Annotated in this window: 12 protein-coding genes and 2 tRNA genes; 8 read left to right on the forward strand and 6 right to left on the reverse strand. The window is 63.4% G+C overall.

The window, feature by feature from the left end; translation table 11 throughout:
- Positions 1-39 precede the first annotated feature (39 nt).
- Complete coding sequence (locus tag ACLM42_RS07525) at positions 40-3,642, reverse strand: hydantoinase B/oxoprolinase family protein (protein WP_415398700.1); 3,603 nt, start codon at positions 3,640-3,642, stop codon at positions 40-42.
- 60 nt (positions 3,643-3,702) lie between these two features.
- Between ACLM42_RS07525 and ACLM42_RS07530 the strand changes: the two genes are divergently transcribed.
- The gene (locus ACLM42_RS07530; RefSeq protein ID WP_415398701.1) at positions 3,703-4,575 is read left to right on the forward strand and encodes a LysR substrate-binding domain-containing protein; all 873 of its coding nucleotides are present in this window, start codon (positions 3,703-3,705) and stop codon (positions 4,573-4,575) included.
- Between the two features lie 7 nt (positions 4,576-4,582).
- Here the strand turns inward: ACLM42_RS07530 and ACLM42_RS07535 are convergent, their stop codons facing one another.
- Complete coding sequence (locus tag ACLM42_RS07535; RefSeq protein WP_247910506.1) at positions 4,583-5,074, reverse strand: YajQ family cyclic di-GMP-binding protein; 492 nt, start codon at positions 5,072-5,074, stop codon at positions 4,583-4,585.
- A 64-nt stretch (positions 5,075-5,138) separates the two neighbouring features.
- On the opposite strand from ACLM42_RS07535, the gene ACLM42_RS07540 reads away from it, so the two are divergent.
- Positions 5,139-5,555: an MAPEG family protein gene (locus tag ACLM42_RS07540; RefSeq protein WP_247910505.1), complete on the forward strand. Its 417-nt coding sequence runs from the start codon at positions 5,139-5,141 to the stop codon at positions 5,553-5,555.
- A 19-nt stretch (positions 5,556-5,574) separates the two neighbouring features.
- Here the strand turns inward: ACLM42_RS07540 and ACLM42_RS07545 are convergent, their stop codons facing one another.
- The 3 genes from ACLM42_RS07545 to ebsA are packed head-to-tail and all read right to left on the reverse strand — an operon-like array spanning position 5,575 to position 7,691.
- Positions 5,575-6,087 carry a DNA-protecting protein DprA gene (locus ACLM42_RS07545; RefSeq protein ID WP_247910504.1) on the reverse strand — a complete coding sequence of 171 codons (513 nt, stop codon included), beginning with the start codon at positions 6,085-6,087 and terminating at the stop codon, positions 5,575-5,577.
- Between the two features lie 38 nt (positions 6,088-6,125).
- Positions 6,126-7,229, reverse strand: coding sequence for a phosphotransacetylase family protein (locus ACLM42_RS07550; protein WP_247910503.1), 1,104 nt, complete (start codon positions 7,227-7,229; stop codon positions 6,126-6,128).
- A 24-nt stretch (positions 7,230-7,253) separates the two neighbouring features.
- On the reverse strand, positions 7,254-7,691 hold the full coding sequence (gene ebsA / locus ACLM42_RS07555; RefSeq protein ID WP_247910502.1) for a type IV pilus biogenesis protein EbsA: 438 nt from the start codon (positions 7,689-7,691) through the stop codon (positions 7,254-7,256).
- Between ebsA and ACLM42_RS07560 the strand changes: the two genes are divergently transcribed.
- Positions 7,672-8,418, forward strand: a complete 747-nt coding sequence (locus ACLM42_RS07560) for an SDR family NAD(P)-dependent oxidoreductase (RefSeq protein WP_415398702.1) — start codon at positions 7,672-7,674, stop codon at positions 8,416-8,418. The two genes, ebsA and ACLM42_RS07560, sit on opposite strands and share 20 nt — an antisense overlap.
- On the opposite strand, the gene map is transcribed toward ACLM42_RS07560, so the two are convergent.
- On the reverse strand, positions 8,415-9,281 hold the full coding sequence (map, locus tag ACLM42_RS07565; protein WP_247910500.1) for a type I methionyl aminopeptidase: 867 nt from the start codon (positions 9,279-9,281) through the stop codon (positions 8,415-8,417). The two genes, ACLM42_RS07560 and map, sit on opposite strands and share 4 nt — an antisense overlap.
- Before the next feature lie 82 nt (positions 9,282-9,363).
- Between map and ACLM42_RS07570 the strand changes: the two genes are divergently transcribed.
- The 5 genes from ACLM42_RS07570 (at position 9,364) to ACLM42_RS07590 (ending at position 10,888) form a co-directional block, all read left to right on the forward strand.
- Positions 9,364-9,669 carry a peptidase gene (locus tag ACLM42_RS07570; RefSeq protein WP_247910499.1) on the forward strand — a complete coding sequence of 102 codons (306 nt, stop codon included), beginning with the start codon at positions 9,364-9,366 and terminating at the stop codon, positions 9,667-9,669.
- Positions 9,670-9,712: 43 nt separating this feature from the next.
- A complete protein-coding gene (rplS, locus tag ACLM42_RS07575; protein WP_247910498.1) occupies positions 9,713-10,216 on the forward strand; it encodes a 50S ribosomal protein L19 in 504 nt (167 codons plus the stop codon).
- Positions 10,217-10,308: 92 nt separating this feature from the next.
- Positions 10,309-10,381: transfer RNA gene (locus ACLM42_RS07580), tRNA-Trp, on the forward strand.
- A 37-nt stretch (positions 10,382-10,418) separates the two neighbouring features.
- Positions 10,419-10,607, forward strand: a complete 189-nt coding sequence (locus ACLM42_RS07585; RefSeq protein WP_006043540.1) for a hyperconserved protein Hcp — start codon at positions 10,419-10,421, stop codon at positions 10,605-10,607.
- A gap of 207 nt (positions 10,608-10,814) precedes the next feature.
- A tRNA-Asp gene (locus ACLM42_RS07590) sits at positions 10,815-10,888 on the forward strand.
- Positions 10,889-10,911 lie beyond the last annotated feature (23 nt).

Below are 10,911 nucleotides of genomic sequence, written 5' to 3' on the forward strand. Positions count from 1 at the left end.
CGACCGAGGCCAGCCCAACCGCGACGCGAGATCGCTTTCTCATGAGTCGATCGCTCCGTAGGCCCCACCACCGGGGGTCGCCATCTGCAATTGATCACCAGGCTGCAACTCCACCAGCGTGGAGCCGGGCAGGGGTTCCATCTGCTGGGCACCCGCCCGCAGCAGGCTGTTTTGACCGCAAGCCCCAGCTCCCCCCCCGGCCAAACCAAAGGGAGGGACCAGACGACTGCCGCACAACAGCGAAGCGGTGAGGGGCTCCAAGGCTGTCATCGTCCGCAGAACGCCGTTGCCGCCAGGCCAGCGGCCCACTCCGGCACTGCCAGCACGAATCGCAAATTGCTCCAGCCGCACCGGCAAGCGCTGCTCCAGGATTTCCGGATCCGTCAAGCGGGAATTGGTCATGTGGCTCTGCACCGCATCGGCTCCCGCAAACCCGTTACCAGCTCCAGTTCCGCCGCAAACCGTCTCGTAGTACTGGCAGTTGGCATTGCCAAAGCTCAGGTTATTCATCGTTCCCTGGGAAGCCGCCAGGACACCCACCGCTGCGAAGAGGGCATTGGCGACCGCTTGAGAGGTCTCAACATTCCCCGCGACCACGGCCGCTGGCGGGCTGGGGTTGAGCAGACAGCCCGGGGGCACCACCAGCTCCAAGGGATCAAAGCAGCCGGCATTGAGCGGAATGGACTCGCGCACCAAACAGCGGAAGACGTAGAGCACCACGGCCTTGGTGATCGCCAATGGAGCATTGAGATTGCCCTCGATCTGAGGGGAGGTCCCGCTGAAATCGATGCGGGCCCTGCGCTCCTGGCGATCCACCAGCAAGCGCACCACGATCTCAGGGCCCGCATCGAGCTGAACCCGCGCCTCCCCATCGGAGAGTCGGCTCAGGACCTGGCGCACAGCCGCGGCCGCTTGGTCCTGAACATGGCCCATGTAGGCCAGGACCCGCTCCCCTCCCGCTGAACCCATCAAGGCCAACAGGCGTTGCACACCCAGGTCGTTGGCGGCCAGTTGCGCCTGCAGGTCCGCCAAGAGCTGATCGGGATTGCGAGCCGGCCACGGGCCCTGGGCGAGGCGATCACGCCAGGCCTGCTCCAGCAATCTCCCGCCCCGCACCAGCGGAACGTTGTCGAAGAGCAGACCCTCCTCATCAATGGAACGACTACTGGATGGCATCGATCCGGGTGTGATCCCTCCGACATCCGCGTGATGGCCGCGGGAGGCCACGAAGGCCACCGGTTGATCCCCACCGGAGGGGGCAAACAGCGGTGTGATCACCGTGAGATCGGGCAGATGGGTGCCGCCGTTGAACGGGTTATTGGAGACCACCGCATCACCCGGCTGCAGGGGCTCAAGATCCCCGTGCTCCACGGCCCGCATTAAGGCCAAGACGCTCTCGCCCATCGACCCGAGATGGACAGGGATGTGCGGGGCATTGGCCACCAGGCGTCCGCGCCCGTCGAACAAGGCGCAGGAGAAATCGAGGCGCTCTTTGATGTTCACCGAGACGCTGGTCTGCTGCAGACGCGTCCCCATCTGCTCGGCAATCGCCATGAAGCGATGGCCAAACAGCTCCAGGGTGACGGGATCCGGATCCTTCACCTGCTCGGCGCTGCTGCTGGGGCGGGCTTCTTGATCACAGCTCAACAGCAGTTCCCCACCAGGCAGGCAGCAGGCACTCCAGCCAGCAGGCAAAAGGTTGGTGCCTGTGGTCTCACAGATCAAAGCCGGACCCTGCAGAAGCTGACCAGGAGCGATCTGGGATCGCTGCCAGAGGGCGGCCGTCCTCCAGGCGCCATCGAGATAGACCGAAAGGCTTCCCGCCTCGGCACCTTGTGCAGCGGTGGAGCTGGGCTGAGACCTGACAGCTGCTCCGGGCCAGCTGAACTCGAGGCTGAGGCGATCCACCACGACCTCCAGTGGATCGCCGTTGGGGAGGTAGCCATAGCGCTGTTGGAACTGCGCGATGAAGTGCTGCCGCAGATGCTCAGCACCGGGGCAGGGTCTTGGCCAGGGCACCGGTAAGCACTGATCCCGGCCTGGCAAGCGCAACTGCAGGATCCGCTGCAGCTGGGCACCGGCTGGGACGCCGCTGATCCGCTCGGCCGTGACTCCCTCGAGCTCCGCCAGGCTGCTGGCATCGAGCAGTCGCCCGAAAGACTGCTCCAACACCTGGCCCTCATCGGCCAGGCCAATCCCGTAGGCCGACAGCACTCCAGCGAAGGGGTGCAGGAGCACCTGCTGCATCCCTAACCGCTCCGCCAAGGCACAGGCGTGTTGACCGCCAGCCCCGCCAAAGCAGCAGAGCACCGCCTCGCGTACGTCATGGCCCTGCTGGATCGAGATGCGGCGGATCGCCTCCGCCATCCGCTCCAGGGCGAGCTCCAGGGCGCCCTCGGCCGCCGCCTCCGCCGAACAGCCCAAGCGCTCACCGAGGCGCTCGAACTGCTGGCGCACGACAGCACCATCCAAGGGTTGATCGCCCCTGGGACCAAACACCGCTGGGAACTGATCGCTCTGCAGGCGCCCCAGCAACAGGTTCGCGTCGGTCACGGTCAGGGGCCCGCCGCGGCGATAGCAAGCCGGCCCGGGATCAGCCCCAGCCGACTCGGGGCCCACCCGCAAGCGCACCCCATCGAACTGCAACTGGGAACCACCGCCTGCGGCCACGGTGTGAATCGCCAGCATCGGCGCCTGAATCGGCAACCCCTCAAGCTCCACCTGATCGAGGCGGGGCCACGGGCCATCGCAATAACAGACGTCGGTGGACGTCCCGCCCATGTCAAAACCAACAATGCGACCAAAGCCCGCCAGGGCCGCCGTGCGCACGGCCCCCACCAAGCCACCGGCTGGCCCCGAAAGGATCGTGTCCTTAGCGCGCAGTGCGCCGGGTGCGGCCAAGACGCCACTGGACTGCATCACCCGCAGCGGCACATCGGGCCCGAGGGCCTCCTGCACCTGTTTCAGGTAGCCCTGCAGGACCGGTCCCACTGATGCCTCAAGCAACGTGGTTTGCCCCCGCGGCACCAGACGGGGAAGGGGACTGACCTGATGGGAGAGCGCAATCTGCACAAAGCCGAAGGCCTCCAACCAGGAGCCAAGTTGCCGCTCATGGCTCCCATTGGTGGTGCTATGCAGTAAAGCCACGGCAACACTGCTGTAGCCATCAGCCTTCGCCTTCTGAACGGCAGCCTTGAGCGTCTCGTCCAAGAGCAGGGGCTGAAGCTCATGGCCGTCGGCGGCCAAACGGCCCTGGACCTCAATCACTCGCCCCTGAAGCGGCTGGGGCCGGCGAATGGCCAAGGCAAAGAGATCAGGTCGGTGCTGATCGCCAATCGCCAGCAAATCAGCGAAGCCCTTGTTGATCAGCAACAGGGTGCGGGCGCCGGCGCGCTCCAAAAAGGCATTGGTGGCCACGGTGGTCCCCAACCGCACCTCGGCCACCAGACCCGGAGGAATGCCCTGGTCCGGAGAGCTCAGGCCAAGGCATTGTCGAATCACCCGGACCGCCGGGTCACCGGGTTGATCGGGTTGTTCTGAGAGGACTTTGAACACCTCCAACGCCCCAACCGGAGAGCTGGCCACCACATCGGTGAAGGTGCCGCCTCGATCAATCCAAAAACGCCAGCCTGAGCGGGTCATCGGCTAGCTGAAAGCGCTCTGGGGTGCGAGTTTAGAAAGACTCCCCATGCGGCCTCACGCTTGGTTGATCTGGAAACCCTTGCGGCGCTCGATGGCCTGCTCTGGCTCAGGACCGGTGACGCGGCTGCCGAGAAGCTGTCCCTCAGTCAACCAAGCATCTCCCGCCGCGCCAAGCAGGCCCAGACCATGTTTGAGGTCTCCAGCAAAAAATGCGATGGGGAGTGGGATCTACTGAGTGATGCCCCCTTGCTCAATGCCGAGCGCAGGGTGCATCAACTGGCGCGCTGGAAGGGACTAGCCCCCCTGCGGCTCGAGGCCGCCTATTGGTGGCAACCGCTCATCACCCAACCCAGCCCGCCAGGGTGGATGGTCGGGCTGTGCGACATCGTTGGCGTCCCGCGCAACCTGGAGTTGCTGCGCCTGGGGATCGTCGACGCCTGGATTGGTGCCAAGCCGGACGTCCCAGAGAACGACGACCCCGAGTTCTGCACTCTGCCCCTCAGTGCCATGCCGGTGCACTGCGTGGTGGCCCCCAACCATCCGCTTCTGCAACACAAGCAGCTGAGCTTTAACGATCTCGAGGGCTTCCCCAGCCTGGCGCTCCCCCGCGGGGCCTATCCCCAGGTGGAGGCTGCACTCAAAGCGGTCGGACTCTGGTCCTCGCCCGTGCGGATGCAGCGCTACGACATCAACAAGTGGGAGGGCCGCAACGAAGCCGAACTCACGATCGCCTACGCCACAGCCATGACCCTGGACCTGCTGGGTGGAAGCCTGGTGAAACTTCCGCTCACGCTGCCGCTGGAGTCCGGGGATGTTTTGGTGTGCAAGCGGGAGTTCGCCGAAAGACCTCAGGTCGAGCTGTTAACGGAACGATTGAGGGAACACGTGCAGGAGTTAAGGCAACGCTGGCCTGAAATCACACCCTGCGGCTGAATCCCTCCTAGCGGTAGTTCTGGAACTGCAGGGGCACTTCCACGTCCTGATCCTTGAGCAGCTGAATCACCGCCTGCAGATCATCTTTGCTTTTGCCCGTCACGCGCAGAGCATCACCCTGGATGGCGACGGTGACTTTTTTGAGCTCGTCGCGAATGGTTTTACTGAGCTTTTTCGCAAGATCCTGGCTCAGGCCTTTGCGCAATTTCACCACCTGCTTGACCTTGTTTCCGCCCACGGGCTCCGGGGTTTGGAAATCAAAAATCTTCAGGGAGAGATTGCGTTTGGTCGCCTTCTGACGCAGCACATCTTCCACCGCCTGCAGTGACATATCGCTCGCGGTGGTGATGGTGAAGCTGGTTTCCTCCAGGTCCACTTCAGTTCCGGAATCCTTGAGGTCGTAGCGGGTCGAAACGTCGCGGCGCACTTGGTCCAGGGTGTTCACCAATTCCTGCCAATCGAAATCGGAGACGACGTCGAAGGAGTAGCTGGAGGCCATGCGGTCGCGCGGGGTGAACCTCTACCACCCTAGAAAAGGAGGCAACCCAAGCCCTGTGGCCCTGATGCATCCCGCCTTTGCCTGGTCGCTCTTCCTCAGCGCCGGTGTTGTGGTCTCCAGCCTGGTCCCCCTCGGCGCAGCCCGCTCCAAGGCCAACTTCCAACTGAGCGACCTCGCCGCGCCCAGGGCCATGGCGGAGCGCCTGCCGGACTGGGGCAAGCGGGCCAACTGGGCACACCTCAATAGCTTCGAGGCCTTCACCCTCTATGCACCGGCAGCGTTGATCTGCCTGATCGCTGGGGTCGGCTCGCCGGTGGCGATCGCCGCCGCCTGGATCTATCCCGCCCTGCGACTGGGGTACATCGCCGCCTATGTCGCCAACCTGCCACCCGTTCGCTCCCTCTGCTGGGCCGGTGCCATGACCTGCGCAGGCCTGCTCTATTGGGAGGGACTACAGGCCGTCATCGCAGCAGCCAACTGACACCTGCTGGAAGAAGGGGTCAGTCGAAGTACATCAGGCTGACCACCTTGCCCATGTCCTCAGCCGTACGGCAGCTCGTCAGCAGGGTTTCACTGTCGTGAAAGGCGAAACAGATCAGCTGATCGCAGCGGCGAATGATCTCCTGATTGCAAAGGCTGCTGGCCATCGGCAACGGCAACTCGTCGTTCTCAGGTTTCTCGACGAGATGCAGCACCCGATCGAGCTGATCGCGTGACTCCTTGGGTTGACGGTCAAGGCTTTGCGGCAGGAGCACCGTCAGGCGGGATGGGTCAATTTCAAGGACGCCGCGAATCACAGCCGCATTCACGCCCTGGGAGCCCGACGTAATCAAGTTGTGCCCTTCTTGGGCGAGGGAGCGGGCCACCAACTCCACCAAGTGAACCGAGACCACCGGAACATGGCGACTTCCGAGGATCGCGATGCGACGCTTGCTCCGGTCCTGAAGCATCGCCAGCTCTTGAGCCAGGGTGTCGATCCGGTCGAGGGCAGGCAAATCGAGAGACCGGGTCAACGCAAAAACACCAGCTGACGCTTCGAAATTAGCAGTGTTTATGCAGCAACAGGCAGTCGTAGACGACTAAAAAGCCGCTCAAAATCGCAATGCTCTTCCACCAGCCGGAAGGCATAGGTGGCCTTCACCGATTCATGCAGCCTGACTTGGCCGAAGGCATTTTCGATCACACCAACGGTGGTCAAGGTGTCGTGATCGACCTTGAGCAACGGAACCTCAAGTTCCTCCGCCCGGGAGATCAGCTGAGGAAGCGGGTCGCCAGCCCCCGTGAGAATCAAACACTGGGTTGAAGCCTCCAGTGCCGCCAATTGAATATCGGTACGGTCCGCGCCGGTCACCACGGCCATGTTGCGGCGGCGGCGGAAAAACTCCATGGCGGAGTTCACGTTCATGGCACCAATGGACAGGGTCTCCACCAGCAGATCGTGCCGCTCCGGGCAGCAGAGGGTGCGGGCATCGAGCCGGCGGGCCAGCTCCTCAACGGTGACGCTGCGCAGGAGGGGCGAGCGGGGCATCACCCCCAGCACCGGCAACCCCAACCGCTCCAGCGCGGGGACCACATCGGAGCGCAGGGCTGTGACCTGAGCGGGGGGAACGCCATTCAGAACCACTCCAGCCAGGAGATCTCCCAACTGATCGCGGGCTGCCAACAGCGGCTCGACGCTGCTGCTGTCCTCCCATGCATGAACCAGGAGCACAGGGGCCTTAAGACCTTGCGCCACCTGGGCCAGGCTCAGCCCATAGAGCCGACCGTCATTGAGGCTGCCCGAGGCCTCCATCAGGGTCAGATCATCCGCAGAGGATTGCAGTTGCTGCTGCAGCTGCTGAAAACCCGCACCGGGCTGAAGGTCCCCATCCAACAGGCGCGCGCGGGCCGCCTCTGCGTCCTTGAGATGGACCGAAGGAACCAGCTGGTCCCCCTTCAAACCAAGAATCTGACCAACGAAGCGCACATCGTCGTCAATCAAGGGGGCCGACCCGTCTGCGCTGTCAGCCAGGGGTTTACCAAGCCGGACCTTGACCCCCCGCTGCAGCAGCTGGCGGGCCATGCCAAGCACCACCGCCGATTTGCCGCTAAAGGGCGCACAGGAACCGATCAGCAGGGCGGGGGAAGCGTGATTCGCCGCATTGCCCTGGACCATGTGACCCCAGTTGTTGTATTGAATCTAAGGGGTACCGGGACTTGGACTGGGTTCAAGACCCAGTAACAACCATTGCCAGAAGCTGTCCGGCAGATCCCTCGCCCCCTCTGGTCCCGTGCGATCCATCAACCAGAGCACCAGCGCAGAGGTGGCCACAGAACAGGAATATGTCGCCCCCGGCAACGCTGGCGACGGGCGAGACGGATCAGCCTCCACCACCAGCTGCAGCTGCGCTGGCTCCAGTGGGGCCACCCCCGCTGTCCAGCTCAGGCGAAAGGGCCGCTGTCCGTCTGGCTTGAGTTGACGCACCCCCGAGCAGGAGCCGCGGGCCAATGTCTCGAGCGCTTGCTCCAGCTCCTCCGGGCGCTCGCTCCCCTGGCAATAGGGAGCGAACAAGGCCACCAGCCCCGCCGACATGCCAGCAACGTCCTCTGCACCGAGGATGGCGCAAGCTGAGGCCATCGCCCACCGCTGCATGGGACTGACGCGCTTTCAAGGTCGCACCGTTGCCATCACTGGAGCTAGCGGCAGCCTGGGGCGCGCCCTACTGCTGCAGCTAGATGCAGCCGGTGCCCAGCTAATTGCTCTGACCAGCAGCGATCAACCGCTGCGCCTGGAGCGCAGCAATGGTGACCCCGTACCCCTCGAGCAGGTGCGCTGGAGCGTCGGCCAGGAGCAGGCCTTGAGCGGCGTTCTGGCACGCGTCGACATTCTTCTGATCAACCATGGCGTGAACTGCCATGGCGAGCGCAGCCCCGACGCCATCGAGCGCTCATTGGAGGTCAATGCCCTGAGCAGCTGGAGGTTGCTGGAGCTGTTTGCCCAGCAGGACGACGGCAAGACTCCCCGCGAGATCTGGATCAACACCTCAGAAGCCGAGATCCAAGCCGCGCTCAGCCCGCTCTATGAGATCAGCAAGCGACTTCAGGGCCAACTTCTCAGTCTGCGCAGCCTGGACCTGGCCAGTGAAACCTTCCGCATCCGCCGCCTGGTCCTGGGACCATTCCGATCTGCTCTCAATCCGATTGGATTGATGTCAGCGGATTTTGTCGCCCGCGAAATTCTGCGGCAGGCCCACTGGGGGTTGGGGTTGGTGATCGTGACTCCCAACCCCCTGACCTATCTCTTGATGCCCTTGGCCACCTTGAGCCGCTGGGCCTATTTCCGCGTGGTCAGCAGCCGGTCTTAGAAGTCCCTGTCCGTCAGGATTTCGCAGCCGTCGCTGGTCACCACAATCGTGTGCTCCCACTGGGCCGAAAGGCTGCCGTCAACGGTCACGACGGTCCAACGATCCTTCAGGGTGCGGCAGATCTTGCTTCCTGCATTGAGGATCGGCTCCACCGCCAGGGTCATCCCGGGCCGCAACTTCATGTTCGGAAGCTCCCGGGTGCGGTAGTTGAAGACTGAGGGCTCCTCGTGCAGGTTGCGGCCTACGCCATGGCCGGTGTAGTCCTCCACCACGGCAAAGCCGTTGGCCTCGACATGGTCCTGAACGGCACCAGCCAGATCCATCAGGGTGCTTCCGGCCTTCACCGTGGCCAGGCCCTTCATCAAGGACTCCTGGGCGACGCGCGCCAGGTCCTGGGCCTCCTTTGAAGCCCCCTCGCCCACCAAGAGGCTGATGCAGCTGTCGCCGTGGTAGCCGTCGAAGTAGGCACCGGTGTCGACCTTGACCAAGTCTCCGGCCTTGATCACCCGCTTGTTGCTGGGGATGCCGTGGACGACCTCGTTGTTAATGGAGGCACAAATGCTGGCGGGAAAACCGTGGTAGCCCTTGAAGCTGGGCACCGCCCCCATCTCGCGAATCCGCTTTTCCGCGTGGGCATCGAGATCGCCGGTGGTCATGCCCGGCTGGGCGAGCTCCATGATCTCGCGCAGGACCGTGGCCACGATCCGGCTGGCCTGGCGCATCGTCTCGATTTCGCGAGCGCTCTTCACTTCAACGCCCCGGCGGCTCTTCTGAATCCGAGGACCGGTCTGGGTCGCCACCGACTGGGGCACCTGACCCTGATCCTTCTGCGTGGCGGCCAGCAAATCAGCAAAGAGGTTCATCGCGCCAGAGCAGGCCTGCTCTCCGCAAGTTAGAACCTGAGGCCTGATCTGTGCTGCCACCAACAGCCCTGGCCCTGCCCCAATGAAAGCGACCCTGGCCTGGATGCGACGGCTGCATGCCGCGCTGGCGCCCGTGGTGGTGCTTCCACTCCTGCTGACGGTCTGCAGCGGCATGGCCTACCGGCTGCTCAAAGACTGGGGGGGCTTCGGTCGAGACCAGGTGCACTGGCTGATGGTCTTGCACGAAGGGGAATGGCTGGGCCCAGCTGCTGAGCCGATTTACGTCCTGCTGAATGGCCTCGGTCTGCTATGGATGCTCGTGACGGGCTCCACCCTGGCGATCCGCCGGCTGTGGCGCCTTCGCCCCCGAGATCCGGGGGCACCCTGAGCCAGTACACTGGTTGTTTGGCCAGGCGTTTCACGGAGCTGGGATGGCAGCGGATTCCAAGGACATGACTGACGAGATCAAGAACGAAGAGACCCAGGAAGCCGCCGGCAACGAGGCTGCAACTGACTCCGCCGTGGCTGTGGCCGAAAAGCCTGCTGCTGCAAAAGCAACCGTGGGCAAGCTCAGTGCCCACGCTCTGATGCAGGCCTTCGAGGCCGAGCAGATCGCTAAGAACCCCAAGGAACTCCCCGACATCTATGTCGGTGACACCGTCCGGATCGGCGTTCGCATCACCGAGGGCAACAAAGAGCGCGTTCAGCCCTTCGAGGGCGTGATCATCGCCAAGCGCCACGGCGGCCTCAACGAGACCATCACCGTTCGCCGCATCTTCCAAGGGATCGGCGTTGAGCGCGTCTTCATGATTCACAGCCCCCAGGTGGCTTCCATCAAGGTGGAGCGTCGCGGTAAAGTGCGCCGGGCGAAGCTCTTCTATCTGCGCGACCGGGTGGGCAAAGCCACTCGCGTTAAGCAGCGCTTCGATCGCTGAGGCCAATCGCCTTCAGCACCACGGCCACTTCGTTCTGTTGTGGCCACTAAAGACCTCTGAACTTCAGTGGTCTTCGAGGGGACATCGGCCCTGCGCCGTTAGTTCAGTTGGTAGAACGCAGGTCTCCAAAACCTGATGTCGGGGGTTCAAGTCCTCCACGGCGCGTTCGATGTCCCCTACCTGCAGTCTCTCGTTTCCGGACATGGAGTTGGATCTACAGCCCGGTGATGTCGTCAAGGTTCTGGAATCTGCCGCCCTCGGCTGGGTTCGTGCCCGGGTGATCCGCGTCAAATCCGGCGGTCGCGTGGTCGTCCAAAGCGATCAAGGCCGTGAGTTCACTGCCCGCGGCAATCAGGTCCGCCTGATCGAACCCGCCGGTTTCCGCCCCTGAACTTTGAGCACCGCTCATCACTGTTGAAAAGCCCGCCAATGGCGGGCTTTTTTATGGCTCAAACCCGGGGCCAGTTCATAAGGTTTGCCGTCTTCATCGCTGAGTGTGTTGACGGAGGGCAGGGCGACAACGGATACTTTTGTGGTCGCTGACGCGGCACGGCTGGGAACGCAAATCCCAGACGTAGAGAGCTCTCAGAGCACTCAAGGGACTGTAGTTCAACCGGTTAGAGCACCGCCCTGTCACGGCGGAAGTTGCGGGTTCGAATCCCGTCAGTCCCGTTTCCACCTTGAGGTCAACGCCA

It is taken from the genome of Synechococcus sp. W4D4 (assembly GCF_047716805.1).
Lineage (GTDB): Bacteria > Cyanobacteriota > Cyanobacteriia > PCC-6307 > Cyanobiaceae > Vulcanococcus.

Bases quoted from the DNA above. Each gene is read 5' to 3' on its own strand.
- ACLM42_RS07525 (WP_415398700.1), bottom strand. From the start codon at position 3,642: ATGACCCGCTCAGGCTGGCGTTTTTGGATTGATCGAGGCGGCACCTTC.
- ACLM42_RS07535 (WP_247910506.1), bottom strand. From the start codon at position 5,074: ATGGCCTCCAGCTACTCCTTCGACGTCGTCTCCGATTTCGATTGGCAG.
- ACLM42_RS07540 (WP_247910505.1), top strand. From the start codon at position 5,139: ATGCATCCCGCCTTTGCCTGGTCGCTCTTCCTCAGCGCCGGTGTTGTG.
- ACLM42_RS07550 (WP_247910503.1), bottom strand. From the start codon at position 7,229: ATGGTCCAGGGCAATGCGGCGAATCACGCTTCCCCCGCCCTGCTGATC.
- ACLM42_RS07560 (WP_415398702.1), top strand. From the start codon at position 7,672: ATGGCGCAAGCTGAGGCCATCGCCCACCGCTGCATGGGACTGACGCGC.
- ebsA (WP_247910502.1), bottom strand. From the start codon at position 7,691: ATGGCCTCAGCTTGCGCCATCCTCGGTGCAGAGGACGTTGCTGGCATG.
- map (WP_247910500.1), bottom strand. From the start codon at position 9,281: ATGAACCTCTTTGCTGATTTGCTGGCCGCCACGCAGAAGGATCAGGGT.
- ACLM42_RS07570 (WP_247910499.1), top strand. From the start codon at position 9,364: ATGAAAGCGACCCTGGCCTGGATGCGACGGCTGCATGCCGCGCTGGCG.
- rplS (WP_247910498.1), top strand. From the start codon at position 9,713: ATGGCAGCGGATTCCAAGGACATGACTGACGAGATCAAGAACGAAGAG.
- ACLM42_RS07585 (WP_006043540.1), top strand. From the start codon at position 10,419: ATGGAGTTGGATCTACAGCCCGGTGATGTCGTCAAGGTTCTGGAATCT.